Below are 26,736 nucleotides of genomic sequence, written 5' to 3' on the forward strand. Positions count from 1 at the left end.
CCCGATAAACGGCTCCCTGAAGGGTGGCCATATTACCGCGTCCAAAAGCTCGATAAAATCAGATAATTGTTGAGGGTAAACTCGGTTTAGTCGAGCTTTTAAAATCATGGCGCCTGGGAAGAGTTCTAATTTGCTCACATGAGGTTCAGCCTTGACGCGACGGACTGTCATGACAGCTGTTTTTGGTTGTACTCGTAGCGGAGGTAATCCAGCACTCTTCCAACATTTGCCGGGGATAATCGCTGCATCTGGGCGCAAAAAGGGTGGGATTCGACATAGTGAATAAACCGCGCCGCCGGGATAAGCGTCGCCTGGCTAACCTGGCTTAATTTTTTATTGCCTGTCAGGTTTGATACCGCCATCGCATACTCTTGCGTGGAAAAGTAGCGCCAGGCGTTGTTGCGGATCCCACCAGCAAGAAAATAACGAGGGGGACGCTGTTGCCCTGTTCGCTGCATTCCGCGTTCTTTAACAAATGAGATATGGCATCGCCCGTCTTTGACATCGCGATAGTTGGCCATCAGGCATCCACCCAGGATAAAGCATTCGTGCTCCAGAAAATGCTGCACATTCAGAGAACGTTCATCTGTCATTTTTTTGACGAGCTCAAAATGGCGATAGGCAGGGAGAACGGGTTTTACAAGCATCCCCGCATCATTTTTCCATAACCGTGCAGGGCCATAATCAATATCGAAGAGAATTCCGCGCCTTGCAGTCATGCTCTCTTTTCGCTGAACAAGGTGGACGATTGTGCCTGGACCAGGCCGTTCTGCAAAACTTGAGAAATACTGATATTCATTTTCAACAGGAAAGGGAGAGTAGTTGGTCGAGACAGCGACGATGTTCCCACTTTCTACTTCAGCCGTCACAAGGGCGTAAAGCGCATTATTTGAGCCATTAAACTTGAGCGTAAAAGCACGCGTGCTCAGTGCGATATCAAGCGAGGGAAAACGTATCTGAGACATCTCCCGATTCACGTGTAATGCTAATCGAGCTAATTGCCTGGCAAGCGCAGTATTGTCTAACCTGAGTGCCATGCGTAGTTCAGCCAGACTCATGCCGGCGGTTATTGCCTCCGATAAAGGACCCGGCCGTTTTGTCTCTGCCCGATCCGCGACATACAAAAATGTTCTGTTGCAATGTCGACATAAAAGTCTGACCTTACCGCTGTACGCGTATCCATGGCGTTTAAGCGATGTCCCACCACAATCCGGACACTGTCGGACCAGACCTTTCCACTGTTTATTCACCAGTATGCGAAAAGAATTGAGTGCATTTTCAGAAATGAGGGGAAATAAAAACCCGCATTCGCGACAGAGAATATTGTCCCCGTGCGGCTGATAATCAGGGCTTTGCAGCACCCCTACATTCTTACAACCTATCGTTTTACAACAATTCACATTGAGATGATTAAACATTGCAGTTCCTTCTGAATGTTGAGGGGCTTAGCGGAAGATGGTTTTGATATCGGCAGGTGAATGACCATGTTGGAATAATGTTTTCATGGCCCCCATTATTTCTGCCGTGTGGTCAAAGAAATACCGATAGCCCTCGCACAGGTAGTTTTGCTTCGTGTCGCCAGAGAGTGAAGGCAAAAAGCGGTGCTTGGGGCAGCCTCCATAACAGGCAAAAAGCCATGGGCAGGAGTGACACTCACCGGACAGGTTACGATATTTATTTTCTGCAAAATCGAGATTTTGCGCACCATTATTCATTTCTTTTAGCGAAGTTTGATTTATATTGCCTAATTTATAATCGGCATAGACATAATGATCGCAGTTGTAAACATCCCCATTCATTTCCAACGCAAATGCACTACCACAACGTGGCGCAAAAATGCATACCTGAGGGGGGAGATCACACCATGCCGCAAGTGTCTGCTCAAATAGTTGAACAGAAATATTACCAATGTCCTCGCGAATCCAGACATCAAAAATGGCGCTAAGAAATTTACCAAACTGCATTGAACCTACCGACCACGGCATCACCTGCGTTTGAGATTCTTTTGGATGCGCTAACTGCTTCCCATCGCCCGTTATATTTCCTCGTTCGACCAATGGGATGAACTGCATATATTGACTTCCAGCATTTTTGAGGTAACGGTAGACGTCCAGCGCCTGAGAGGCATTAGCCTGACTGACAACGGTCAGGGTGTTGAATTCAACCCCATGACGTCTCAGCGAATAGATGGCCTGTTCAACTTTTTTATGGGTAGGTTTACCTGACCGAGTGACTCGCCATTTATCATGCATTACTGCATCACCATCAATGGAAATGCCGACCAGAAACGCATGTTCCTTAAAAAAAGCGCACCATCGGTCGTCAACCAGGACACCATTTGTCTGGAAGGTGTTAATAACTCTTTTTCCATTAGCATAACGTTTTTGTAACGCTACGGCTTTACGATAAAAATCTATTCCCATCAGCGTAGGTTCGCCGCCCTGCCAGGCGAAGATGACTTCATCAATTTCCTGTGCTGCAATATGTTGCTGGACCAAATTTTCTAATGTACTTTCGCTCATCCTGAAATTGTTATTTCTGTCCGGGTATAATTTTTCCTTTTCCAGATAGAAACAATATTGGCAGTCTAAATTACAAACTGAACCGGTAGGTTTGATCATGACCTGGCAACTTTTTCTGCGCATCGTTTTTACTCGTTAAAACAAAAAGGACCCGATCCCTCTGATGGAGAGATCGGGCGGGCAGTGCCCTAAGTGGCATAATGATTTTTTTATTATTAGAACGTGTTAACCCAGGTCACGGGTGTGGGTTTGTCGCCACGGGCTTTCATGAGTGAGTCATTATCAATATCTTGCTTATATTTCAGGAACTGATCGTACATACGTTTTTCAACCGTCGGGTTTTTCCCGATTTGATTCATGGTTTCCGCTCGATCGTTTTTCAGGTTGTAGAGATATTTTGCTTTCCCTTCCCTGTCGATGATCATTTTCCAATCACCATCGCGTAGCGCCCATTGATCGGTGGGATCGTCCTGGAACGGCATATCAATGCCAAAAATCAATGGTTTGTGCCGCTTCAGCTCCGCTTTCTGAAATACAGGAGTAAGAGACTGGCCGTCAAGCGTACGATCTTTAGGCAGCTCAAACTTCATCATCTGCGCAAGCGTCGGCATCCAGTCCAGCCCGGAAGCCGGTGTATCAGTGACCATCCCCTGTGGCAGATGTTTACCATATTTGATAATCGCCGGTACGCGAATCCCCCCTTCCCACAGATTATCTTTGCGTCCCCTTAGCCCATCGGTCTCCCCGGCCATATTGAGTTCATAAACTTTGCGAACTTCACGTGTTACTGGGCCGTTATCGCTGGTGAAAATAATGATGGTATTGTCTTCTTCGCCCATTGCCTTAATTTTTTCAACGACTTTCCCCACCTGCTCATCCATGTAGCTGATGTTAGCGTAGTACTCACCCGGACCACGCCAGGGTTTATCGGCCCAATCACCATAGAACATATCAGGATGCTGCTTCTGAAAATCGCTCATGTATTGCGAATACATATCAAGATACTTTTTCGATGAAGCAACGGGGGTATGCACTTCGGTAAAGGCAACGTACAGGAAGAAAGGTTTATCTTCTTTCTTCTTCTCACGCTCACCCAGCCAGTTCACCACTTCGGTACTGACCAGTTCGCCGCTGAGTTGTTTTGCCTCACCGAGGGGCTTACCGTTGCGGATAAAGGCGTCCGGGTAAACAAGACCATAACGTGGGCGCTCTTTTGCCTTTGCCAACCGTTCATTGGTGATGAATCCCCCCGCATGAACCAGTGAGTAATCGAAGCCAATATCTTTGGCCTGTGGCTGATCGGTACGGTTTGCCCCGGCGTTAAGGTGCAATTTTCCCATTAATGCGGTGTCATAGCCCTGCTCTTTTAATAGATTGGCAATAGTGAGTTCATTGCGCCCGATGGAGACATCTTTGCCTTCGGGGATCCAGGAACGAATGCCGGTGCGGAAAGGCATTCGCCCCGTCAGTAGCCCCGCGCGGGAAGGTGAACAGAGCGGCGCGGGAGCGTAATAATCGGTAAACCTGACCCCTTCCTGGGCTAATTTATCGATATTTGGCGTCTTAACAATTTGATGCCCATAAGCCCCCAAATCACCGTAGCCTAAGTCATCCGTAAGAATAATAACCAGATTAGGGCGTTTCACTTCTGCTGCCTGTGCGCCAGATAACGTACCGCCTGCACATAACGCCAGACCAATCATGCTGGCAATAAATGTCTTTTTCATTTCAGATCCTTTGATATTCCCTTCAGTAAATAGAAAAATACCCTTAACGAAGCCAGATGCCTCGTCAATAAATTAAGGAAGCGGTTTAGAGTGAACTCAATTACAGGGTTTGTCTTAAATTATAATGTGGTGCATCGACTACATAATGGATGAAAAAATCTCTTGTGCACCGGAGTGCCGCCTGAATTAGTGCCACAAAGTATACAATACTTGTGTAAAGTTAAGTGATGGAGATCACATCTAGGTTGCTCATTAATATATTCACTACCAGATGTCAGATTATGTTGTTTTCCCAGTGCGTTATTATTGATTGTGTTAGAATTTGATCATCGTGGAAACGTGTCATTTTTTAATTTTATAGACACACACTATATATAAAGATTTTATATAACCTCAACATATGATTTGGCTTATAAAAAAACAATCTCTTTTCCTCCATCGCATCTATAAAACATGATGTTAGAGATAAAAAAACAACACAACGAGACACTATACAGCCACCCATTTTTTTTGGCTTTTTTTTGAGAACGCTGTCACTAGTCAATTATAAATCCCTCAATAAACTACTCCTTCCTAATGTTTCAAAACTAACATCTTATATCTCTGGGGAAGAGTATGAAAAAAATAAGAATAAAAAAGTGTGCCTTATGTTCATTGGGTTTCTTTATTTCAATGGCGTCTTTTAATACACAAGCAACTGAACTGAAACGTGTTTATGGCTCGGTAAGTGCGGGTTATGGCGACTGGAACAAAGGTTTTGTAAATGTTGGCCGTGGGGAAGTATGGAAAGCCGTTGCGGATTTTGGCGCTGTTTTTGATAAAGGCGAATTTTCTTCTTTTTATGAAATGAACGTACTGAACCATCCTGTAGATGGCCGTAACCATACCACTCAGTTTTTAGGACATTATCGCTTATTTGAGTCTGATGTTACGCTGATGGGCAAACTCTATATGTCCATGGAAAACAAATTCGGCGATGAGCTTAATATGTTATATGGTTTAGGTTATCTGGGCCTGACGGGTAAATCAGGGTTTATCAAGCCCTATATTGCCGTTCATAACCTTTCAAACGATTATAATTCTAAAAAATATGGCATGGCCAATGGATGGAATGGTTATGTACTTGGCTGGGTGGCCGCCTATCACTTCAACCTTTTCGGCGAAAAATTTACTATTTCGGATTGGAATGAAATTGAATTTGACCGTAATGACGCTTATGCCGAGCAACAGGGCGGTCATACAGGTCTGAGTGGTGCGGTAACGCTTACCTGGCGTTTCATGCCGCAATGGAAGGCCTCTGTGTCATATCGTTATTTTAATAACAAGCTCGGATATAAAGAATATGGTGATCGTATAAACTATCTGATTGGCTTTGAATTTTAATTAATTATATACAGTTCTATCTTTCAAAGAATATATAAATGGAATGACAATGATGAAGAAAAAAATTACGCTTTCTTATTTAGCTGTTTGCATTGGATTAACCACCGCAATGGCACCTTTCACTTTACATGCGAAAGACGTGACCATTTATTACACCAACGATATGCATGGGCATGTTTCGCCAGAAATTGTTCCCTATGTCGATAAAAAACGCCCGATTGGTGGATTTGCGACGATAGCGGGCGTCGTTAATGAGGCAAAAAAAAGCGAAAATAATGTTTTTTTCTTTGATGCTGGCGATTACTTCACGGGTCCAGCCATTAGTACCTTGACTAAAGGCGAAGCCATCATCGATATTATGAACACTATGCCCTACGATGCTGTGTTGGTGGGTAATCATGAGTTCGATCACGGACATGATAATCTTGTTACACAGCTAAGTAAGCTCAAATTCCCGGTATTATTAAATAACATTTTTTACTCCAAAACCAATACCCCACTGATTAAAACGCCTTATACCATTGTGGAAAGAGACGGAACAAAAATTGGTGTTATTGGTGCACATGGTGTGTCAGCATTCTATGAGGCCGTAGCCGCTGGCGTACGTGAAGGCATTGAAGCTCGCGACCCGGTACCATACATCAAAGAGGCAATTGCTGAACTGAAAGGCAAAGTTGACCTGGTGGTATTGCTTATTCATGAAGGCGTTCCTGCACGTCAGTCCAGCTTCGGTAGTAGCGATGTTGCACGCCGACTCCAGGAAGATATTGATATGGCAGGTAAGCTTGATGGCGTTGATGTGCTGATAACAGGGCACGCCCACGTCGGCACACCGGAGCCCATAAAAGTGAATGATACCCTGGTTGTCTCCACTGATGCCTATACCATTGATATGGGTAAGCTGGTGCTGGATTATAACCCCACGACCAAAAAAGTTGATGGTTATAACGGTAAACTCATTACCCTTTATACCGATACGTATAAAGCCGATCCTGTCACGCAACAGAAAGTTGATGAGTGGAATGAAAAGCTATTAAAAATCACGCAACAGGTTATTGGGCATTCTCCCGAAGTGTTAACTCGCTCTTATGGCGAGTCATCACCGACTGGCGCCTTAATTACCGAAGCACTGATGTATAAAGTGCCAGAAGCAGATATCGCCTTCTACAACGCAGGGGGGATTCGCGCGGATCTGCCTAAAGGTAATATCACCATCGGCGATGTGATTAATATGTATCCGTTTACCAACGATGTCATGAGCATGGAACTCACCGGTAAAGATTTGCGGTCGGTTATGTCCCATGCAGCCGACCTCAAAAACGGCATCCTGCAAGTGTCAAAAGAAGTATCGATGAAATATGACAGTACCAAACCGCAGGGTCAGCGAATTGTTGAATTCACCATCAAAGGGAAACCAGTAAAAGACAGTGATGTTTATACGGTTGCTCTCGACTCGTTCATTGCAAATGGCGGCGGCGCATTCTTGGCCTTTAAAAATGGTAAGAATGTGAAGTTTGTTCCGGGTTTACAAACGTCACAGGCTATTATTGATTACATTAAAAAAATGAAGGATATCGCGCCGGATCACACTTTACGTGTCGATGATATAAGTAAATAACTCCGCACTGTTCCCTGCGTATATTCATCCGAAAAAGCCTGAATCATAGATTCAGGCTTTTTAATGCAGCGTTTATTTGGTCAAATCATCAAAAAACTTCTTCACGCCATCGAAGAAGCTTTTCGAACGCGGGCTGTTATGCTCACCGGTAGGGCCGCCAAAGCTTTCCTGCAGCTCTTTCAGCAGCTGTTTCTGCTTGTCATTCAGACCCACTGGCGTTTCAACGACCACGCGACACAGCAAATCGCCCTGCGCACCGCCGCGTACGGACTTCACACCTTTACCGCGCATGCGGAACAGCTTACCGGTCTGGGTTTCACCAGGCACTTTCAGATTCACACGCCCATCGAGCGTTGGCACTTCGATTTCGCCGCCGAGCGCAGCCATCGCAAAGTTGATAGGCACTTCGCAGTACAGGTTGTTGCCTTCACGCTCAAAAATGGCGTGCTGCTTCACCTGTACCTGAACGTACAGATCGCCTGCTGGTGCGCCGTGTTCACCCGCTTCGCCTTCACCCGCCAGACGGATGCGATCGCCTGTATCGACACCGGCCGGGATCTTAACGGACAGGGTTTTGGTTTTCTCGACGCGACCATGACCGTGGCATTTATTGCACGGATCTTTAATCAGCGTACCGCGGCCCTGACAGTGTGGACAGGTCTGCTGTACGGCAAAGAAGCCCTGGCGCATCTGCACCTGGCCTGCACCATGACAGGTAGGGCAGGTCTGCGGCTGCGTACCCGCTTTGGCACCGCTACCGTGGCAAACGTCACACTCTTCGAGCGTCGGGATGCGAATCTCTTTGCTCACGCCGCGTACCGCTTCTTCCAGCGTCAGTTCCATGGTGTAACGTAAGTCAGCACCACGTGCTGCGCGTTGACGCCCCCGGCCACCGCCAAAGATATCGCCAAACACGTCACCAAAGATGTCGCTGAAGTCTGCGCCGCCGCCAAAGCCGCCACCGCCGCCGCCCATACCGCCTTGTTCAAAGGCTGCGTGCCCGTATTGATCGTAAGCAGCGCGTTTTTGGGCATCGGTCAGGATTTCGTAGGCTTCTTTGATCTCTTTAAATTTGGCTTCGGCCTCTTTATCACCCTGGTTGCGGTCCGGGTGATATTTCATGGCCAGGCGCTTATACGCCTTTTTGATTTCACGCTCTTCCGCTGTTTTGGAAACGCCTAAAATCTCGTAATAATCTTGTTTTGCCATTGTTTTTTTCAGCCCCTTAACATGCGAGCACGGGCGTGGAGAAAACTCCTACGCCCGTGCTGATTACTTACCCTGCATCAGGGCGATTATTTTTTGTCTTTTACTTCTTCGAACTCAGCGTCAACAACATCGTCGTCTTTCGCATTGTTCGCAGAAGCATCAGCAGAACCTGCCTGCTGCTGTGCGTGCTGCTGCTGAGCGATTTCCATCAGTTTCTGGGAAACCTGCGCCAGTGCCTGCATTTTCGCTTCGATATCGTCTTTATCTTCGCCTTTCAGAGACACTTCCAGCGCACTCAGAGCAGACTCGATAGCGGTTTTGTCATCGGCTGGCAGTTTGTCGCCGGCTTCTTCAACCTGCTTACGGGTGCTGTGCAGCAGATGGTCGCCCTGGTTACGGGTCTGAACCAGCTCTTCGAACTTACGGTCAGATTCTGCGTTCGCTTCTGCTTCGCGAACCATTTTCTGAATTTCTTCTTCGTTCAGACCAGAAGAGGCCTTGATGGTGATCTTCTGCTCTTTACCGCTGTTTTTGTCCTTCGCGGAAACGTGCAGGATACCGTCAGCATCGATATCGAAGGTCACTTCGATCTGCGGCATGCCGCGCGGTGCTGCATTGATACCGTCCAGGTTGAACTGGCCGAGAGACTTGTTATCACCCGCACGTTTACGTTCACCCTGCAGCACATGGATGGTTACCGCAGACTGATTGTCTTCAGCGGTAGAGAACACCTGGCTGTGCTTGGTCGGGATGGTGGTGTTTTTGGTGATGAGCGCAGTCATCACACCGCCCATGGTTTCGATACCCAGAGACAGCGGGGTCACGTCCAGCAGCAGTACGTCTTTCACTTCACCGGTCAACACGCCGCCCTGAACCGCTGCACCGATAGCAACAGCTTCGTCCGGGTTAACGTCTTTACGCGGCTCTTTACCAAAGAACTCAGCCACTTTCTTCTGAACCATTGGCATACGCGTCTGACCACCGACCAGGATAACGTCCTGAACGTCAGAAACAGACAGGCCAGCATCCTGAAGCGCAACTTTCAGCGGCTCGATAGAACGGTTCACCAGATCTTCTACCAGGCTTTCCAGTTTCGCACGGGTCACTTTGATGTTCATGTGTTTCGGACCGGTGGCATCTGCGGTGATGTACGGCAGATTCACGTCGGTCTGCTGAGCGGAAGAGAGTTCAATCTTCGCTTTCTCAGCGGCTTCTTTCAGGCGCTGCATCGCCAGCGGGTCATTACGCAGGTCAATGCCCTGATCTTTCTTGAATTCTTCAACGAGGTAGTTGATCAGACGGCTATCGAAGTCTTCACCACCCAGGTGGGTATCACCGTTGGTCGCCAGAACTTCAAAGGTTTTTTCGCCATCAACTTCGTCGATTTCGATAATAGAGATATCGAAAGTACCACCACCGAGGTCGTATACCGCGATAGTACGGTTACCGACTTCTTTATCCAGACCGTAAGCCAGCGCAGCGGCAGTCGGTTCGTTGATGATACGTTTGACTTCCAGACCAGCAATACGGCCAGCGTCTTTGGTTGCCTGACGCTGAGCATCGTTAAAGTAAGCCGGTACGGTGATAACCGCTTCAGTTACCGGTTCACCCAGGTAATCTTCAGCCGTTTTTTTCATTTTCTTCAGCACTTCAGCAGAGATCTGCGGCGGTGCCGTTTTGGTGCCTTTCACATCAAGCCATGCGTCGCCATTGTCTGCGGCAACAATTTTGTACGGCATGATAGAAACGTCACGCTGAACTTCTTCGTCCTGGAAGCGGCGGCCAATCAGGCGTTTAATCGCAAACAGGGTGTTTTGCGGGTTTGTCACTGCCTGACGTTTAGCCGGCTGACCTACCAGAGTTTCACCATCCTGGGTATACGCAATGATAGAAGGCGTGGTGCGATCGCCTTCGGCGTTCTCAAGCACACGTGCAGTAGTGCCATCCATAATCGCTACACAAGAGTTGGTAGTACCCAGGTCGATGCCAATAATTTTACCCATCTAAACGTCTCCACTAAAAATTCAGTCAACATGTGGTTGTGAACCTGTAATAAGGGCGAATTATGGAGTTTCAACTGCTCCCCTTCGCTTTTTTTCAGGCCCACACACTGCGGTTGACTACAAGATGGGGTCGTAACGGCAGGCATCAAGGGGAAGGATTAAAAAATTTTTTAATTTCCACCTGTTCAGATCATAGACACAGGGCATAGCGCTATTTATGATGCCGCCGCCCCGCTTCCTCAATACGGATGCCGGGTCACCTTTCATCATTCATATTGATTTATTTTGAGGAATTATGGGCAACACTAAGTTGGCTAATCCGGCTCCGCTGGGCTTAATGGGTTTCGGCATGACCACTATTCTGCTTAACCTGCACAATATTGGTATGTTCCCGCTGGATGGCATTATCCTGGCTATGGGTATTTTCTACGGTGGTATCGCACAGATTTTTGCTGGCCTGCTGGAATATAAAAAAGGCAACACCTTCGGTTTAACCGCGTTTACCTCTTATGGTTCTTTCTGGTTGACGCTGGTTGCTATCCTGCTGCTGCCAAAAATGGGTCTGGCTGAGGCGGCGAACGGCCACTTCCTGGGTGTCTATCTGGGTATCTGGGGCGTGTTCACCCTGTTTATGTTCTTCGGTACGCTGAAAGGCGCACGTATGCTGCAGTTTGTGTTCCTGAGCCTGACCGTGCTGTTCGCACTGCTGGCCGTCGGTCACCTGGCAGACAACGAAAGCATCGTTCACATTGCTGGCTGGATTGGCCTGGTGTGCGGCGCAAGCGCGATTTACCTGGCGATGGGTGAAGTCCTGAACGAGCAATACGGTCGTACCGTCCTGCCGATTGGCGAACAGCACTAATCTCCCCCCTTCGTGCCTGCATCGCGGGCACGAACTTCTTTCTCCCCGCTACGTTTCGATTGATTACCTGTTAACCCGCTTTATGGGATGATGACGCTCTTCCTCAAGATAAAGACGCGGATGATGACCTCATTTCAGGGCAGAACTTACGGACTCCAACGTTGGATGGCGCTGCTTCTCACCGGCATTCTGGCTGGCCTTGGCGGCATGCTGCTTGCCATGCTGCTACACGAGATCCAGCATCTTGCTTATGGCTACAGCCAGAACCTGTTAATCAGCCCGCAAACGTTTTTAGAAGGCGTGAGCGATGCCACCGCGCAGCGGCGCGTTATTGTGCTGATGGCAGCCGGCGTCATTGCTGGCTGTGGATGGTGGCTACTGGCGCGTTATGGCAAAAAACGGGTCAGCATCAGCGCGGCTGTCGCTGACGCCACTAAACCGATGCCTCCTCTCACTACGCTTGCCCATATTCTTTTGCAAATCATCACGGTAGCCATGGGGTCACCGCTTGGGCGTGAGGTTGCGCCACGCGAAGCCGGCGCCCTGTTTGCGGGCGGCGTTGCCCGTCGCTTGCATCTGACTTCGGCGGATATTCAACTCATGACGGCCTGCGGTGCGGGCGCTGGCCTTGCCGCCGTTTACAATGTCCCTCTGGCTGGCGCTATCTTTACTCTTGAAGTCCTGCTGGTGCGCTTTAACTGGGATACGGCCATTGCTGCCCTGGCGACATCCGCCCTTGCCGCCTGGATTGCCTCACTGGGGCTGGGGGACGAGCACCAGTACCGTTTTACAGCGGAGTTCGCCGCGACGTCGCTGGTTTTCTGGGGACTAGCGTGTGGCCCGTTGTTGGGGGCTGCCGCGTATCTTTTTCGTCGGCTTACCCAATATGCCAGCAGTAACGTGCGTGATAACTGGCAAATGCCGGTAATAAGCCTCCTCGCCTTTACGCTGCTGGGCATTGGCGCAATCTGGTTTCCACAATTGCCTGGCAACGGCAAAGGCGCGGCGCAACTGGCTCTCAGTGGTGAGATGACAGCAGCGCTTGCAGCCATATTGCTGGTGCTAAAGGTCACTCTGATATGCGCGGTGATACGCGGTGGCGCAGCCGGGGGGCTCCTGACGCCTGGTCTTGCGGTAGGCGGACTGTTAGGTTCATTGCTGTTTTTACTTGTCGGACATCTCTTCCCTGGCAGCGATATGGAAAGCTTTGCGCTACTGGGTGCCGCCGGATTTTTAGCAGCCTCGGCGCATATGCCGGTGACTACATTAGCGTTAATCATGGAATCGACCCGCATGGACCATAGTTTTCTGGCGCCGGTCGCCTTGTGTATTGCAGGCGCTTATGCCAGTTGCCGTGCGCTGGAAGCCCGTTTGTAAGTCTATTATTTAAGCAGAACAATAACGGTTCTTAAACGAAGCGTTGATAACCTCACCGCTTAATTGATAAGCATTATCATTTCTATTATGTTCGCCGGGAGCATCCCGGAGAACGGAATTCATGCAACGAACCTGACAGGTACGTCGGGTGGGATAAAACCATTCAGTTGTGTTGCATAAGGTCAGACAATGAGTTCCACCCTTACCGCCAGCGTGAAGTCTGACGAGTCAGCCGTGGCGTCGCATTACAAAAAAATCCTGCTGCGGCGTTTTATCTTAGCGGGTGTGATCCTGCTATTCATTCTGCTATCGCTGGTCCTTGATTTCACCCTCGGCCCTTCCGGCCTCTCCATTTCCACGCTCTGGCGAACGCTGTTCGACGCGGCATCTGCGGATGCAGGCACCCGCGTTATCGTCTGGGAATTACGCCTGCCTTTCGCCCTGATGGCGGTGCTGGTCGGCATGGGGCTGGGGCTTGCTGGTGCCGAAATGCAAACCATCCTTAATAACCCGCTGGCCAGCCCCTTTACCCTCGGCGTCTCCTCTGCCGCCTCATTTGGCGCAGCGCTGGCGATCATTCTGGGTATTGGTATTCCCGGTATTCCCGATCAATGGTTCATCTCGGTCAACGCCTTCGTCTTTGCGCTGATGGCCTGTTTTGTGCTCGACGGCATCAGTCGCTGGACACGCGTCGCCACCTCAGGCGTGGTGCTGTTTGGTATTGCATTGGTGTTTACCTTCAATGCGTTGATCTCCATCCTGCAATTTGTTGCCAGCGAGGACACGCTGCAAGGGCTGGTCTTCTGGACAATGGGCAGCCTGGCGCGCGCCTCCTGGGACAAACTCGCTATCCTGGCCGTGGCGCTGCTATTGGTAGTGCCGCTGTCGATGCGAAACGCCTGGAAACTGACCGCGCTGCGTCTGGGGGAGGATCGCGCCGTTAGCTTCGGTATCAACGTACGTAAGCTGCGTCTGGCTACCCTTCTGCGCATCAGCATTATCTCCGCCCTCACCGTCGCGTTCGTCGGCCCGATTGGTTTTATCGGCCTTGTGGCTCCGCACATTTCACGCATGATATTTGGTGAAGATCACCGCTTTTATCTGCCCGGCAGCATGTTGATTGGCGCACTGGTACTCTCGCTCGCGTCAGTGTTATCGAAAAATATTGTCGCCGGCGTCATCATTCCTGTGGGTATCGTCACTTCCCTGGTGGGCGTGCCCTTCTTCCTCAGCATCATCATTCGCCACCGGGGAACGTTATGACCGACGGCCTGAAAATCAGCGACCTGCACACCGGCTACCGCAAAAAGAAAATTATTGATGGGCTGAATACGCCCATCCTGCCGCGCGGCAAAATCACCGCCCTGCTCGGCCCGAACGGTTCCGGCAAATCCACTCTGTTGCGCGCGCTGGCCGACCTTAACCCGGCGCAGGGGCAGCTTGCACTCAATGGCGAAGACCTGATGAGGTTGCCGTCAGCGACGCGGGCACAGAAAGTGGTTTACCTGCCGCAATCGCTGCCGCAGGGCGTGCATTTGCATGCGCTTGAATCAGTGATTGTGGCACGCCGGGCCAGCGGTTTTGACGCACGAGGCGATGTCGAAAAAGAGGCTTATGACATTCTGCATAAGCTGGGGATCTCGCATCTGGCGATGAGCTACCTCGACCAGCTCTCTGGCGGGCAGAAACAGTTGATAGGCCTGGCACAGTCGCTGATCCGCAAGCCTGACCTGCTGTTACTGGATGAACCGCTCAGCGCCCTCGATCTTAACTATCAATTTCATGTGATGGACATCGTCGCTCGCGAAACGCGCCTGCGCCACATCGTCACCGTGGTGGTCATTCATGACATCAATATTGCACTGCGTCATGCCGAATATGCAGTGATGCTAAAAAATGGCGCACTGGTCGCCAGCGGCGTACCGGTCGAAGTGGTTACGCCCGCCAATCTGGCCACCGTTTACGGCGTAAAAGGAAGAGTTGAATGTTGTTCACAAGGACTGCCACACGTGGTGGTCGACGGTTTAACCACATAAAAAAGAAGACGGGGAAATAATGAATCTGAAGAAGGCACTCATTGCCGCCGCCGGTGGGGCGGTTCTGTTGCTCTCGCCATTACTGGCCCAGGCTGCTGACTGGCCGGTCACGGTGAAGGATATGGATAACCGCACGGTGACCATTCCACAGGCGCCGCAGCGCATCATTTTGCAGGACGGTCGTGATATTTTTGCGCTCGCGCTGCTGGAACGCGATAACCCGTTTGCCAAAGTTGTCGCCTGGAACAACCTGCCTAAAAAGCAAGATACCCAGACCTGGGACGTACTGAAACGTCAGTGGCCGGAAGCGGAAAAGATCCTCGACATGCAATTTTCCGATCAGGGAAATGTGGATCTGGAAACCATTATCTCCCGTCATCCTGACCTGATGATTGCCCAGCTGCGTGCGAAGCCGTCGCTGGTGCAGAGCGGTGTGTTGGCGAAACTGGAAGCGCTGCATGTGCCGGTCGTGTTTGTCGATTATGAACTGCACCCGGTCGAAAACACGCTGCCGAGCATTACCCTGCTTGGCAAAGTAATGGGGCAAAATGAACGCGCAAAAGCCTATACCGATTTCTATCAACAGCGCCTGGACACCCTGCATCAACGCCTGGCAACCGTGACCAAAAAACCGCTGGTCTTTATTGAGCCTATCGCGGGTGTCGCCGGTCTGGACAACGGCTGTTGCTTTACCCACGCGCACAACGGCTGGGGCGGGCTGGTAGAAGCGGCGGGCGGCGTGAATATCGGTTCACAGCTGCTGCCAGGGGCGACCGGCACCGTGTCGGTAGAGAAAATCATCTCCCTGAATCCTGACTACTACCTGATGAGCGGTTCAAAGCGTCCGGGCAAAGGCACGGCGGTCGTTCCATTTGGATACAACGTCGACAGGAAGGAGGTTGAAACGGCCTTTAATGCGCTGATGGCTCGCCAGGGCGTGAGCAGTATTCCTGCGGTCGTTCAGGGACACACCGGGGCGCTGTATCATCACTTCTACAACAACCCGTACAATATTGTCGCCATTGAAACCTTGAGTAAAATCTTCTACCCGGACCACTTAAAAGATATTGATCCGCTGGCGGATTACCACACTATCATCAAGGACTTCACGCATATTCCGGATGACAGTATTATCCTGAGCTACACCCCTTCGCACTGATCGCTACACGCGCCGTCATCCGACGGCGCTGAATAACACTAAGACTGAATCTCTTCCGCCAGCGTCGGGCTCGGCGCGGCGGCCCAATCCTGGCGTAACCAGATACCTAAGCCCAACCCCATCAGCGCCAGCGCCAGCACATACCAGGCGGGTGCCATCGGCGAGACGCCCATCAGCATGGTCACCGCGATCGGCGTCAGGCCACCGAAAATGGCATAAGAGACGTTGTAAGAGAACGAGATCCCGGTAAAACGTACTTCCGCCGGGAAGGCACGCACCATCACATAGGGCACTGCACCGACGACACCAACACAAAGACCGACCAGGCCGTATAAAACAAACAGCTGTTCCGGATGCGCGCCGACCTGATGGTAGAAGAGCCAGCTGGAGCAGGCGAGCAGGATACCGCCCACAATGAATGTTTTACTCGGACCCACCCTGTCGACCACCAGGCCGGCAATCAGGCAACCAAAGCAGAGCATGATAATAGCGATGCTATTTGCCTGCAGCGTCAGCGCCGGAGCAAAGCCATACTGTTTCTGTAGCCAGACGGGCGACATCAGAATCACCACCACGATCCCAGCCGAAAGCAACCAGGTCAGCAGCATGGAGACCACCACCGCTTTTTTATGGTTCTGCACCACCGATTTAACCGGTAACTCTTGCGCCAGCGCTTTACGTTGCTGCATTTCGAGGAACACAGGGGTTTCCTGTAACCAACGACGCAGGTACATCGCCACCAGACCAAATGCGCCGCCAAGCAGGAACGGCACACGCCAGCCACCATCATGAATCGCCTGCTGGGTCATGCTGGTGTTGATCAGCGTAGCCACCACCGAACCCAGCAAAATACCGACGGTCAGCCCTGCCGTTAAGGTGCCGCAGGCGATGCCAATACGGCGCTCCGGCACATGCTCAGCCACAAACACCCATGCCCCCGGCACTTCACCGCCGATTGCCGCCCCCTGGAGGACACGCATCAACAGCAGCAGTAACGGCGCGACAATGCCAGTTGACGCGTAGGTCGGCAGCAAACCAATTGCCAGAGTCGGCACCGCCATCAGTAAAATACTGAGGGTAAACATCTTCTTACGCCCAACCAGATCGCCAAAATGCGCCATCACAATGCCACCTAACGGACGTGCCAGATAGCCTGCGGCAAAAATACCGAAGGTTTGCACCTGACGTAGCCACTCAGGAATATCCGCCGGGAAGAAAAGCTCTCCCACGACGGCGGCAAAGAACACGAAGATGATGAAATCATAAAACTCCAGCGCACCGCCTAATGCGGCGAGCGTAAGCGTTTTATAATCCTGTTTGTTCAGAGGGCGTGTGTGTTTTGACATAACGGACCATTTGTAAAGAGGAGATGTTGATTGAGTATTTACGCTAACTGTAAATTAAAAATTACTATACCGTAAATAAATCAACACGCCAGTATCCGTCTTATTTAAATCCAAAAACCACCACTTTTAGGAGATTATTTCGCGTCTCGCACTCTTTGGACGGAAAGACACTACCCTTGCCGGATTGGTTTCGACATAAGGACCGTCAAGTAACTGTACACAATACGGTACACTTGCGAAAATCCCCGTCACTTTTACGTTACCCTTATCATCTTTTAGCCCTTCCAGCGTCTCTTTGATGGATTTAGGCTGGCCTGGCAGATTAAGGATCAGCGCCTGCTTACGAATCACCCCCACCTGGCGCGAGAGAATGGCGGTCGGCACAAAGTTAAGGCTAATCTGCCGCATCTGCTCACCAAAACCGGGCATTTCGCGATCGGCAACCGCCAGCGTGGCATCCGGGGTCACATCGCGACGAGCAGGCCCGGTTCCGCCGGTGGTCAGTACCAGATGGCAGCTCATTTCATCCACCAGCTCGCACAGCGTCTGCTCAATGATAAGTTGCTCATCCGGGATCAGACGCGTTTCAATCGTAAAAGGGGTGGTAAGGGTAGCGGCGAGCCACTCTTCGAGTGCCGGGATGCCTTTGTCCTGATAAACACCGCTGGAGGCGCGGTCAGAAACAGAAACTAAACCAATGCGTAATGTGTCCATATTCATTCCGTATAAAAAAGTATGACTTACGGAAATGATACACGCTGAAGGGGGATGCAGACAGAGGGGAAGCGTGACCGGAGGCCCGGTCACGCAGAATGATTACAGCAGGTCGCCGATCATTTTTTCCAGTTTTTCCTGGTCAACAGCAAACTTACGGATACCGTCCGCGAGTTTATCTACGGCCATAGGATCCTGGTTGTGCTGCCAGAAGAACTGCGCTTCGGTAATACGTTCCGGACGCGCTTTTACTTCGCCAGTGTAAGACAGTTTACGCTCGATAGCGCCTTCGCTCTCCGCCAGCTCTTTCAGCAGGCCTGGCGCGATGGTCAGACGGTCGCAGCCAGCCAGTTCAAGGATTTCGCCGAGGTTACGGAAGCTTGCGCCCATCACCACGGTTTCGTAACCGTGCTGTTTGTAGTACTGGTAGATTTCTGTCACGGAAACCACGCCTGGATCTTCAGCCGGCGCGTACTCTTTCTTATCCGTGTTAGATTTGTACCAGTCGAGGATACGGCCCACGAAAGGAGAGATCAGGTAAACGCCCGCTTCTGCACATGCGCGCGCCTGCGCGAAGGAGAACAGCAGCGTCAGGTTACAGTTGATGCCTTCTTTTTCCAGCTGTTCTGCAGCACGGATACCCTGCCAGGTTGAAGCCAGTTTGATCAGGATACGATCGTTGCTGATGCCTGCATCGTTGTACAGTTTGATCAGGTGTTTGGCTTTAGCGATAGAGGCTTCGGTGTCGTAGGACAGACGGGCATCCACTTCAGTAGAGATACGACCCGGGATCAGCTTCAGGATTTCCAGACCGATATTCACTGCCAGTTTGTCTGATGCATCAATAACCTGCTGAGCGCGATCGCTGCTCTGGCTTTTTGCCCAGGCAATGGCGTCATCAATCAGTTTACGGTATTCAGGAATTTGGGCAGCGCCAAGAATCAGAGAAGGGTTGGTGGTAGCGTCCTGCGGCTGATACAGCTTCATTGCCGCGATATCTCCGGTGTCAGCCACGACTGTCGTGTATTGACGCAGAGAAGTCAATTTATCCGTCATGATAGTGTTTCTCTTTGAACTTGTTAGGGGGATGTAACCGGTCTTCCCTGATGATAACACGACGCACTGGCAGCGCAACCGCGCAGTGAAGTTGCGTAATTATGGTAAACTCGATTGATTAATTGCCTGCGAAGTAGTGTGCTATTGACCATAGCGCCGCTTTTTATCCTGCGACCCGGCATAGACAAGAGGGATGTTAATGCCTGAATTTTTTTCTTTTATCAGTGAAATACTGTGGGGTTCATTGATGCTTTATCTGCTGCTTGCGGTGGGCATCTGGTTCGCATTTCGTAGCAAATTTATTCCCTTCAGATTGCGAAGTGATTTTTTGCAAAATCTCAAAAGCCAGGGCGGCGCACACGCCGGTGGCTTAACATCTTATCAGGCTTTATTCCTGAGCCTCGCAGGCAGAATGGGCACGGGTAATTTAGCCGGTGTCGCGCTGGCTATCAGTGCTGGCGGTCCTGGCGCTATATTCTGGATGTGGGTGTCAGCGCTTATTAGTATGACAACCTGCTTTGCCGAATCGACGCTGGCGCAACTTTATAAAGAGCGCGGTGCGAATCAGGAGTTCAGGGGAGGCCCGGCCTGGTATATGTCTCGCGGTCTTGGCATGCGCTGGATGGGCGTGCTTTTCTCCATTATTCTGCTCCTCACTTATGGACTGTTGTTTAACACCATTCAGGCCAATTCGGTGGTGCGCGCGGTCCACTATGCCTGGCATATCCCTGAACTTTATACAGGCGGGCTCCTGGCCTGTATGCTTCTGATTTTGCTAACTAAGGGTCTGCGTGACATTGCCCGTTTTATGCAGTGGGTGGTGCCCATCATGGCTTTCGTTTGGGTGGTCACGAGTATCGGTATTGGTATCGATAACATCACCCGTTTGCCCGGCGTGATGGCCACCATTTTACAAAGTGCATTTGGCTGGCAGGAAGCGGCGGCAGGCGCAATGGGATACACCCTGAGCCAGGCGCTGACCAGCGGCTTTCAGCGAAGTATGTATTCCAATGAAGCGGGCATGGGATCGACGCCCAATGCCGCCGCCGCCGCGTCTGCTTCACACCCCGCAGCACAGGGATTCGTTCAGATGATTGGGGTCGTGGTCGATACTTTTATGGTATGTACCGCCAGCGCATTCATTCTCATGCTGGCAGATCTCAGCCCCACGGATAATGCCGTAAGTGGCGTACAACAAGTGCAAGAAGCGATGGTCGCGTTAACCGGCGAATGGGGAGCCAGTTTTGTCGCCGTTATTATTTTTATGTTCGCCTTTAATTCCATCGCGACAAACTACGTTTATGCAGAAAATAATCTTATCTTCCTGAAATTAAACAATGCGCGAAATCGCTGGCTTTTACGTTGTGGGATTGTATTGATGATTCTCGTCGGCTCACAACTTCGCGTTCCCCTGCTCTGGCATCTTGCCGATGTGCTGATGGCGTTTATGGCTATCACGAACCTGATCGCCATTTTGTTGCTGTCCCCCGTTGTTAGCATTATTGCGGGCGATTATTTACGCCAACGCAAACTGGGAATCTTGCCGGTTTTCGACGCCAGTCGTTACCCTGAAATTCAGCGCCAGTTAGCACTCGATACCTGGCATAGTAAGGTTGAGCAACGTCCGGACAATCGCAACTATTGATCAATACCCCCTGCTTTTTTGTTAAAATCTGCAACAAATTCCCTGCAAGGACTGAATATGCTGATTCTCATTTCACCCGCCAAAACGCTGGATTATCAGAGCGAGCTGGCCACGACGCGCTTCACTCAGCCTGAGCTGCTGGACCATTCTCAGCAGCTCATTGATGTTGCTCGCCAACTGACTGCGCCGCAAATCAAATCTTTAATGGGGATTAGCGATAAGTTAGCCGATCTGAACGCCACCCGCTTCCACGACTGGCAACCGGACTTCACGTTGAAAAATGCCCGCCAGGCTATTCTGGCCTTCAAGGGCGACGTTTATACCGGCTTACAGGCAGAGACCTTCTCCGAGGCTGATTTCGACTTCGCTCAACAGCATTTGCGTATGCTGTCTGGTCTCTATGGCGTGTTACGTCCGCTGGATTTAATGCAACCTTATCGCCTGGAGATGGGGATTCGACTGGAAAACGCGAAAGGCAAAGATCTCTACCAGTTCTGGGGCGATACCATTACTCAGAAACTGAATGAGGCTATCAAGGCACAGGACGACGACGTGGTGGTCAACCTGGCTTCAGATGAATACTTTAAATCAGTGAAGCCAAAGAGTCTGAATGCGCAAATCATCAAACCGGTCTTTCTCGATGAGAAAAACGGCAAGTTCAAAGTCATTAGCTTCTATGCCAAGAAAGCGCGTGGGCTGATGAGCCGTTACATTATTGAAAAACGTCTGACGAAGCCTGAACAGTTAACCGGGTTTAACAGTGAAGGCTATTTCTTTGACGAAGAGCAGTCGGGGAAAGGTGAGCTGGTGTTTAAACGTCACGAGCAGTAATGACGTTTCCCCTCTCCGCCCGGAGAGGGGAATCAGTAGCATTAGCGACGCCAGCCCGGATCGCGATCGTCGTGTCGGTCATCATGGCGATCGTCATGGTGGTCACGAAACGCTTCACGATGTGGCCGCCAGTGGTTGTCCCGCATCTCATAGTGACGGTTCCACCAGTCATGGTCACGCCAGCGCCCGCCGTCCCAACGATTTCCGTGATTGTCACTGTCGCCAATTTGCAGTTTGACTGCCGGCACGAGGGTAATTTCTGCAGCCTGTGCCGCCAGCGGAGCCACCATCACCAACGAAAGCGCTAAGAATACAGGTTTTAACATGGGTTACTCCTTGGTTCATCTTGCCCGTTATGGGCCGATGAAAGGAGCTTAAGCAAAGTGATGTCCGCTTGTTATTCTCTGCAATCCTAATCTTTAAGTACCCGCATTTATTGGGAATTTCTACATTTTTCCTGCGCAATGCCTCCGCAATTTCTCCGTATTTGCGCGAAAAAAAAGCCGGGTTGCAATGATGCATACCCGGCCTGTAGAAAGGTCGTCTAATGCTTACGCTTTGCTCATCATCAGCTTACGTAATTGTGCAAAGTCGGCAGGCAGATGGTGAGACAAAAGCTCAAGGTCTGCACGCTCTGCCAGCTCTTTCGGCAGCACCAGCGGCTCACCCAGAATCTCTTCCACGCTCTCTTTGAATTTTGCCGGATGCGCGGTGCCGAGGAACAAACCGTATTCACCAGGGTGCAGCTGATCGCGCAGCGCACGGTACGCGATGGCTGCATGGGGCTCGGAGAGATAGCCCTTACCCTTCAACTCACGCATGGTTTCTTTGGTGGTTTCGTCGCTAATGGCCGCATAGCCCAGTTCGTTCAGACGCCAGATTTTGCGGCGGAACAGCTCTTCAACACGTGGCCAGTTATTCGGCTGGCTGACGTCCATTGCGTTTGACAGCGTCGCCTGCGTTGCTTTCGGCTTCCACTCCCCTTCCTGCAGGAAGCGCGGCACGGTGTCATTGGCGTTGGTGGCAGCGATAAAGCGCTTGATTGGCAGCCCCAGAGATTTCGCCAGCAGACCGGCGGTCAGATCGCCGAAGTTGCCGCTTGGAACAGAGACGACCAGCTGGTTACGGGCTTCCTGCGGAAGCTGCGCCACCGCTTCAAAGTAGTAGCAAATCTGCGCCAGCAGGCGGCTGATGTTAATGGAGTTGGCGGAGTTCAGTCCCAGCGCAACTTTCAGTTCTTCATCATCAAAGGCCTGTTTGACCAGCGCCTGGCAGGCATCAAAGTCAGCATCAATGGCGACCGTTTCGATGTTGCCACCCAGCGTACAGAACAGTTTTTCCTGCAGTGGGCTGATTTTGCCGTTCGGGTAGAGAATAACCACGCGCACGTTTTTCAGACCGTAAAACGCATGGGCAACCGCCGCACCGGTATCACCTGAGGTCGCGGTGAGAATGGTCACCGGCTTGTCGCCGCTGATGGTGGTCAGCATCTGCGCCATAAAGCGCCCGCCGAAGTCTTTGAAGGCCAGCGTTGGGCCGTGGAACAGCTCCAGGCAGCCAATGTCGCTTTCGACCGCCTTCACCGGAGCCGGGAAAGCGAAGGCGTCACGGACGCGCGCTTCCAGGATCTCCTGCGGCAGTTCATCGCCGATAAAGGCACCGAGGATCTTTGCACTACGGGTGATGAAATCCTGATCCAGCATTTCATCAATTTCTGTCAGGCTAAATTCCGGCAGATCGTGCGGAAAAAAGAGCCCCTGATTCTTGCCCAGGCCTTGCGTGATGGCCTGTGCGAAGCTGACCTGTTCGTTGTGATCTTTTAAGTTATAGAGTTTCATTGGTTATCCCACTACTCGTGCACCCGTCGTATCCAGACGGCAAATATGAACAAAGCCTTCCTGATTTTGCAAATAGTGTTTGCTCAGCCAGTCTGCCACACGCTGCGCCGTTTCGGTTTTATCACATAACGCAAACAGCGTCGGACCCGATCCGGAAATCCCGCAGGAGATGGCCCCGATATCCGCCACCGCCTGGCGTGCTTCATTAAAGCCCGGCAGCAGTTTGGTGCGGTATGGCTCTGCAATGACATCTTTCATCAACTTAGCGGCAAGCGCAGGCTGGCGTGAATAGCAGGCGTGAATAAAGCCGGCCAGATGCCGCCCGTGGGCGATACAGTCCTGACGACGATACTGCGCCGGCAGAATAGCGCGCGCTTCCGCCGTCGAGACTTTAATCCCTGGATAAGCAAGCACCCATAACCACTCATCAAAGCATGGCACCTGCTGGCTAATAATGTCGTTTTCCTCGATCATCAATTGCATGCCGCCGAGGAAGCAAGGCGCGACGTTGTCGTAATGAATGCTGCCAGAGATGCGTCCTTCCAGCTCGCCCATGATCGCCAGCATTTTGCTATCGTTCAGCGGCTTACCGCAGTATTCATTCATGGCGACCAATGCGGCAACAACGGAACAGGCGCTGGAACCCAGGCCTGATCCAATCGGCATGTTTTTTTCAAGCGTCATCGCCACCGGAACGGTTTTACCGATCTCCTGACAGAAACGCTCCCAGCACTGATAAACGATATTCTCTTTCGGGTTAGTGGGCAGTTTATTGGCAAAACGCCCCAGATTCTGAAGGCTAAAACTGTCAGCCGCCTCAACAGAAACGTTGTCCCCCAGTAACGTGCCATCCACAGGCGTTACCGCAGCGCCCAGTACATCAAAACCTACGCTCATATTGGCACTGGAGGCCGGAGCATATACTTTCACCATCTTAAACTCCCAACTTCCAGGAAAGAGTGCGTAACAGATCGGCAAACACACCCGCCGCCGTTACGTCATTGCCTGCACCATAGCCACGCAGCACCAGCGGAATCGGCTGGTAATAATGGCTGTAGAATGCGAGGGCATTTTCGCCATTTTTCACTTTATAAAGCGGATCGTTGCCATCAACTTCGGCGATTTTTACCCGACAGGTGCCATCTTCTTCAATGTTACCGACATAGCGCAACACTTTACCTTCATCCCGCGCTTTCGCCACGCGTGCGGCAAAGGCATCGTCCAGTTGCGGCAGGCGATCCATAAAGTCAGCGACATCGCCATTGGCCTCAAATGAGTCAGGTAAGACTGGCTCGATGACGATATCGGATAGCTCAAGCTCGCGGCCGGTTTCACGCGCCAGAATCAACAGCTTACGCGCAACGTCCATGCCGGAAAGGTCGTCTCGTGGATCCGGCTCGGTAAAGCCAATATCACGTGCCGCCTTCGTCGCTTCCGACAGGCTCATCCCTTCATCCAGCTTACCGAAGATGAATGAAAGTGAACCCGACAGCACACCGGAAAAACGCTGTAACTCATCGCCCGCGTTGAGCAGATTTTGCAGGTTCTCAATGACCGGCAACCCCGCACCGACGTTAGTATCGTAGAGGAATTTACGCCGTGATTTTGCCGCAGCATGGCGCAGTTGATGGTAGTAATCCATCGACGACGTATTGGCCTTTTTGTTCGGCGTGACCACATGGAAACCTTCACGCAGGAAATCGGCGTACTGATCCGCAACGGATTGATTAGAGGTACAGTCAACAATCACCGGATTCAGCAGATGATACTCTTTCACCAGACGGATCAGGCGCCCCAGGTTGAACGGCTCTTTCGCTTCCGCCAGCTCAGCCTGCCAGTTTTCCAGGTCCAGGCCATGCACGTTGGTCAGCAGCGCTTTGGAGTTCGCCACACCACACACGCGTAAATCGATATGTTTGTTCTTCAGCCACGCCTGCTGACGCTTAAGCTGCTCCAGCAACGCACCGCCTACACCGCCCACTCCGATAACAAAGACTTCGATAACCTGATCGGTGTTGAACAGCATCTGGTGGGTGACGCGCACGCCGGTCGTCGCGTCATCGTTACTCACCACTACGGAAATAGAGCGCTCAGACGAGCCCTGGGCGATAGCCACGATGTTGATATTCGCCCGGGCCAGCGCAGCAAAGAATTTCGCTGAGATGCCGCGCATCGTGCGCATGCCGTCACCCACCACGGAAATCACGGCCAGGCGTTCCATCACCGCAAGCGGTTCCAGCAGACCTTCTTTCAGCTCAAGGTAGAATTCATCGTTCATTGCACGTTGGGCGCAGGCACAATCGGACTGCGGCACGCAGAAGCTGATGCTGTATTCCGAAGAAGATTGGGTAATCAACACCACGGAGATCCCCGCGCGTGACATAGCAGCAAACACGCGCGCCGCCATGCCCACCATGCCTTTCATGCCAGGACCTGACACGCTGAACATTGCCATGTTGTTCAGGTTCGAAATCCCTTTTACCGGCAGGCCATCTTCATCAGAAGTGGCACCAATCAACGTACCCGGAGCCTGGGGATTACCGGTGTTTTTGATTAAGCAGGGAATCTGGAACTGGGCGATAGGGGTGATAGTGCGCGGGTGAAGCACCTTCGCGCCAAAGTAGGAAAGCTCCATGGCTTCCTGATACGACATAGATTTTAGCAGGCGAGCATCCGGCACCTGGCGGGGATCACAGGTGTAGACGCCATCGACGTCGGTCCAGATTTCACAACAATCCGCGCGCAGACAGGCGGCCAGAACGGCGGCAGAGTAATCGGAACCGTTGCGTCCGAGCACCACCAGTTCGCCCTTCTCATTACCGGCGGTAAAACCGGCCATCAGGATCATATGATCCGCAGGGATACGGCTGGCGGCGATACGGCGGGTAGATTCAGTAATATCGACAGTAGATTCGAGATAGTGACCAACAGCGAGCAGCTTTTCGACCGGATCAATGACAGAGACGTTATGACCACGTGCTTCCAGCAGTCCGGCCATAATGGCGATAGAGAGTTTTTCACCGCGGCAGATCAACGCCGCATTGATGCTGTCAGGGCATTGGCCAAGCAGGCTGATACCGTGCAAAACATGCTTAATTTGCGCAAATTCTTGTTCGACGAAAATTTTAAGTTGAGCCAGAGGAAAACCGGGTTGGGCGTCTGCGAGTCCAGAGAGAAGCTCAGCAAAAATCCGTTCTGCATCACTGATGTTCGGTACGGCGTCCTGACCACCAATGGTTTTTTCAATCATGGCGACCAGATGGTTGGTGATTTTCGCCGGGGCAGATAACACTGTCGCCACCTGCCCCTGCCTGGCATTACTCTCCAGGATATCGGCAACACGCAGAAACCGTTCCGCATTTGCCACTGATGTACCGCCAAACTTCAACACTCGCATGTTATACCCCTTG

At 51.3% G+C, this 26,736-nt stretch carries 21 protein-coding genes; 9 read left to right on the forward strand and 12 right to left on the reverse strand.

Features of this window, described 5'->3' with window-relative positions; translation table 11 throughout:
- Positions 1 to 167: 167 nt before the first annotated feature.
- From ACUY4Q_RS20560 to ACUY4Q_RS20570, 3 genes are all read right to left on the reverse strand, one after another.
- Positions 168 to 1,418 (reverse strand): IS1/IS1595 family N-terminal zinc-binding domain-containing protein, encoded by a 1,251-nt coding sequence (locus tag ACUY4Q_RS20560; RefSeq protein ID WP_458044529.1) that lies wholly within the window; start codon positions 1,416 to 1,418, stop codon positions 168 to 170.
- A 27-nt stretch (positions 1,419 to 1,445) separates the two neighbouring features.
- A complete protein-coding gene (locus ACUY4Q_RS20565; protein ID WP_458044530.1) occupies positions 1,446 to 2,645 on the reverse strand; it encodes an anaerobic sulfatase maturase in 1,200 nt (399 codons plus the stop codon).
- 92 nt (positions 2,646 to 2,737) lie between these two features.
- Positions 2,738 to 4,249 carry a sulfatase family protein gene (locus ACUY4Q_RS20570; RefSeq protein WP_458044531.1) on the reverse strand — a complete coding sequence of 504 codons (1,512 nt, stop codon included), beginning with the start codon at positions 4,247 to 4,249 and terminating at the stop codon, positions 2,738 to 2,740.
- Between the two features lie 672 nt (positions 4,250 to 4,921).
- Here ACUY4Q_RS20570 and ACUY4Q_RS20575 point away from each other — a divergent pair.
- Positions 4,922 to 5,632 (forward strand): outer membrane protein OmpK, encoded by a 711-nt coding sequence (locus ACUY4Q_RS20575; RefSeq protein WP_458047406.1) that lies wholly within the window; start codon positions 4,922 to 4,924, stop codon positions 5,630 to 5,632.
- Positions 5,633 to 5,675: 43 nt separating this feature from the next.
- Positions 5,676 to 7,250, forward strand: a complete 1,575-nt coding sequence (locus ACUY4Q_RS20580) for a bifunctional metallophosphatase/5'-nucleotidase (RefSeq protein WP_458044532.1) — start codon at positions 5,676 to 5,678, stop codon at positions 7,248 to 7,250.
- 72 nt (positions 7,251 to 7,322) lie between these two features.
- Here ACUY4Q_RS20580 and dnaJ read toward each other — a convergent pair whose 3' ends face one another.
- Together dnaJ and dnaK are read right to left on the reverse strand one after the other, a co-directional pair.
- On the reverse strand, positions 7,323 to 8,459 hold the full coding sequence (gene dnaJ, locus ACUY4Q_RS20585; protein WP_458044533.1) for a molecular chaperone DnaJ: 1,137 nt from the start codon (positions 8,457 to 8,459) through the stop codon (positions 7,323 to 7,325).
- An 86-nt stretch (positions 8,460 to 8,545) separates the two neighbouring features.
- Positions 8,546 to 10,462 (reverse strand): molecular chaperone DnaK, encoded by a 1,917-nt coding sequence (gene dnaK / locus ACUY4Q_RS20590; protein WP_458044534.1) that lies wholly within the window; start codon positions 10,460 to 10,462, stop codon positions 8,546 to 8,548.
- 295 nt (positions 10,463 to 10,757) lie between these two features.
- Between dnaK and satP the strand changes: the two genes are divergently transcribed.
- From satP to ACUY4Q_RS20615, 5 genes are all read left to right on the forward strand, one after another.
- Positions 10,758 to 11,324, forward strand: coding sequence for an acetate uptake transporter (gene satP, locus ACUY4Q_RS20595; RefSeq protein ID WP_458044535.1), 567 nt, complete (start codon positions 10,758 to 10,760; stop codon positions 11,322 to 11,324).
- A gap of 123 nt (positions 11,325 to 11,447) precedes the next feature.
- Positions 11,448 to 12,701 (forward strand): chloride channel protein, encoded by a 1,254-nt coding sequence (locus ACUY4Q_RS20600; RefSeq protein ID WP_458047407.1) that lies wholly within the window; start codon positions 11,448 to 11,450, stop codon positions 12,699 to 12,701.
- Positions 12,702 to 12,890: 189 nt separating this feature from the next.
- Positions 12,891 to 13,964: a FecCD family ABC transporter permease gene (locus ACUY4Q_RS20605; protein ID WP_458044536.1), complete on the forward strand. Its 1,074-nt coding sequence runs from the start codon at positions 12,891 to 12,893 to the stop codon at positions 13,962 to 13,964.
- Complete coding sequence (locus tag ACUY4Q_RS20610) at positions 13,961 to 14,737, forward strand: ABC transporter ATP-binding protein (RefSeq protein ID WP_458044537.1); 777 nt, start codon at positions 13,961 to 13,963, stop codon at positions 14,735 to 14,737. The genes ACUY4Q_RS20605 and ACUY4Q_RS20610 overlap by 4 nt, the downstream gene beginning before the upstream one ends.
- A 19-nt stretch (positions 14,738 to 14,756) precedes the next feature.
- Positions 14,757 to 15,896 carry an ABC transporter substrate-binding protein gene (locus ACUY4Q_RS20615; protein ID WP_458044538.1) on the forward strand — a complete coding sequence of 380 codons (1,140 nt, stop codon included), beginning with the start codon at positions 14,757 to 14,759 and terminating at the stop codon, positions 15,894 to 15,896.
- Positions 15,897 to 15,934: 38 nt separating this feature from the next.
- On the opposite strand, the gene ACUY4Q_RS20620 is transcribed toward ACUY4Q_RS20615, so the two are convergent.
- The 3 genes from ACUY4Q_RS20620 to tal all read right to left on the reverse strand — a co-directional run bounded on the left by ACUY4Q_RS20620 (position 15,935) and on the right by tal (position 19,012).
- Complete coding sequence (locus ACUY4Q_RS20620) at positions 15,935 to 17,242, reverse strand: MFS transporter (RefSeq protein ID WP_458044539.1); 1,308 nt, start codon at positions 17,240 to 17,242, stop codon at positions 15,935 to 15,937.
- A 126-nt stretch (positions 17,243 to 17,368) separates the two neighbouring features.
- Positions 17,369 to 17,956 carry a molybdopterin adenylyltransferase gene (gene mog / locus ACUY4Q_RS20625; RefSeq protein ID WP_458044540.1) on the reverse strand — a complete coding sequence of 196 codons (588 nt, stop codon included), beginning with the start codon at positions 17,954 to 17,956 and terminating at the stop codon, positions 17,369 to 17,371.
- Between the two features lie 102 nt (positions 17,957 to 18,058).
- The gene (tal, locus tag ACUY4Q_RS20630; RefSeq protein WP_458044541.1) at positions 18,059 to 19,012 is read right to left on the reverse strand and encodes a transaldolase; all 954 of its coding nucleotides are present in this window, start codon (positions 19,010 to 19,012) and stop codon (positions 18,059 to 18,061) included.
- Between the two features lie 199 nt (positions 19,013 to 19,211).
- On the opposite strand from tal, the gene ACUY4Q_RS20635 reads away from it, so the two are divergent.
- A complete protein-coding gene (locus ACUY4Q_RS20635; protein WP_458044542.1) occupies positions 19,212 to 20,657 on the forward strand; it encodes an alanine/glycine:cation symporter family protein in 1,446 nt (481 codons plus the stop codon).
- Positions 20,658 to 20,714: 57 nt separating this feature from the next.
- Entirely contained in the window at positions 20,715 to 21,488 is a 774-nt protein-coding gene (gene yaaA / locus ACUY4Q_RS20640) for a peroxide stress protein YaaA (RefSeq protein ID WP_458044543.1), read from the forward strand.
- A 41-nt stretch (positions 21,489 to 21,529) separates the two neighbouring features.
- Here yaaA and ACUY4Q_RS20645 read toward each other — a convergent pair whose 3' ends face one another.
- The 4 genes from ACUY4Q_RS20645 to thrA all read right to left on the reverse strand — a co-directional run bounded on the left by ACUY4Q_RS20645 (position 21,530) and on the right by thrA (position 26,723).
- Entirely contained in the window at positions 21,530 to 21,814 is a 285-nt protein-coding gene (locus ACUY4Q_RS20645) for a DUF2502 domain-containing protein (protein WP_458044544.1), read from the reverse strand.
- Positions 21,815 to 22,039: 225 nt separating this feature from the next.
- Complete coding sequence (thrC, locus tag ACUY4Q_RS20650; protein ID WP_458044545.1) at positions 22,040 to 23,326, reverse strand: threonine synthase; 1,287 nt, start codon at positions 23,324 to 23,326, stop codon at positions 22,040 to 22,042.
- A 3-nt stretch (positions 23,327 to 23,329) separates the two neighbouring features.
- Positions 23,330 to 24,259, reverse strand: a complete 930-nt coding sequence (thrB, locus tag ACUY4Q_RS20655) for a homoserine kinase (RefSeq protein WP_458044546.1) — start codon at positions 24,257 to 24,259, stop codon at positions 23,330 to 23,332.
- A 1-nt stretch (position 24,260) separates the two neighbouring features.
- Entirely contained in the window at positions 24,261 to 26,723 is a 2,463-nt protein-coding gene (thrA, locus tag ACUY4Q_RS20660; protein WP_458044547.1) for a bifunctional aspartate kinase/homoserine dehydrogenase I, read from the reverse strand.
- Between the last annotated feature and the right edge of the window lie 13 nt (positions 26,724 to 26,736).

The organism is Phytobacter cepae, assembly GCF_054165735.1.

Excerpts from the sequence above, each read along its gene's own strand:
- mog (WP_458044540.1), bottom strand. The coding sequence starts at position 17,956 with ATGGACACATTACGCATTGGTTTAGTTTCTGTTTCTGACCGCGCCTCC.
- ACUY4Q_RS20610 (WP_458044537.1), top strand. The coding sequence starts at position 13,961 with ATGACCGACGGCCTGAAAATCAGCGACCTGCACACCGGCTACCGCAAA.
- thrB (WP_458044546.1), bottom strand. The coding sequence starts at position 24,259 with ATGGTGAAAGTATATGCTCCGGCCTCCAGTGCCAATATGAGCGTAGGT.
- tal (WP_458044541.1), bottom strand. The coding sequence starts at position 19,012 with ATGACGGATAAATTGACTTCTCTGCGTCAATACACGACAGTCGTGGCT.
- ACUY4Q_RS20600 (WP_458047407.1), top strand. The coding sequence starts at position 11,448 with ATGACCTCATTTCAGGGCAGAACTTACGGACTCCAACGTTGGATGGCG.
- dnaK (WP_458044534.1), bottom strand. The coding sequence starts at position 10,462 with ATGGGTAAAATTATTGGCATCGACCTGGGTACTACCAACTCTTGTGTA.
- ACUY4Q_RS20580 (WP_458044532.1), top strand. The coding sequence starts at position 5,676 with ATGACAATGATGAAGAAAAAAATTACGCTTTCTTATTTAGCTGTTTGC.
- yaaA (WP_458044543.1), top strand. The coding sequence starts at position 20,715 with ATGCTGATTCTCATTTCACCCGCCAAAACGCTGGATTATCAGAGCGAG.
- ACUY4Q_RS20615 (WP_458044538.1), top strand. The coding sequence starts at position 14,757 with ATGAATCTGAAGAAGGCACTCATTGCCGCCGCCGGTGGGGCGGTTCTG.
- ACUY4Q_RS20575 (WP_458047406.1), top strand. The coding sequence starts at position 4,922 with ATGGCGTCTTTTAATACACAAGCAACTGAACTGAAACGTGTTTATGGC.
- ACUY4Q_RS20570 (WP_458044531.1), bottom strand. The coding sequence starts at position 4,249 with ATGAAAAAGACATTTATTGCCAGCATGATTGGTCTGGCGTTATGTGCA.
- ACUY4Q_RS20620 (WP_458044539.1), bottom strand. The coding sequence starts at position 17,242 with ATGTCAAAACACACACGCCCTCTGAACAAACAGGATTATAAAACGCTT.
- ACUY4Q_RS20560 (WP_458044529.1), bottom strand. The coding sequence starts at position 1,418 with ATGTTTAATCATCTCAATGTGAATTGTTGTAAAACGATAGGTTGTAAG.
- ACUY4Q_RS20565 (WP_458044530.1), bottom strand. The coding sequence starts at position 2,645 with ATGCGCAGAAAAAGTTGCCAGGTCATGATCAAACCTACCGGTTCAGTT.
- dnaJ (WP_458044533.1), bottom strand. The coding sequence starts at position 8,459 with ATGGCAAAACAAGATTATTACGAGATTTTAGGCGTTTCCAAAACAGCG.
- ACUY4Q_RS20645 (WP_458044544.1), bottom strand. The coding sequence starts at position 21,814 with ATGTTAAAACCTGTATTCTTAGCGCTTTCGTTGGTGATGGTGGCTCCG.
- ACUY4Q_RS20605 (WP_458044536.1), top strand. The coding sequence starts at position 12,891 with ATGAGTTCCACCCTTACCGCCAGCGTGAAGTCTGACGAGTCAGCCGTG.
- ACUY4Q_RS20635 (WP_458044542.1), top strand. The coding sequence starts at position 19,212 with ATGCCTGAATTTTTTTCTTTTATCAGTGAAATACTGTGGGGTTCATTG.
- satP (WP_458044535.1), top strand. The coding sequence starts at position 10,758 with ATGGGCAACACTAAGTTGGCTAATCCGGCTCCGCTGGGCTTAATGGGT.
- thrA (WP_458044547.1), bottom strand. The coding sequence starts at position 26,723 with ATGCGAGTGTTGAAGTTTGGCGGTACATCAGTGGCAAATGCGGAACGG.
- thrC (WP_458044545.1), bottom strand. The coding sequence starts at position 23,326 with ATGAAACTCTATAACTTAAAAGATCACAACGAACAGGTCAGCTTCGCA.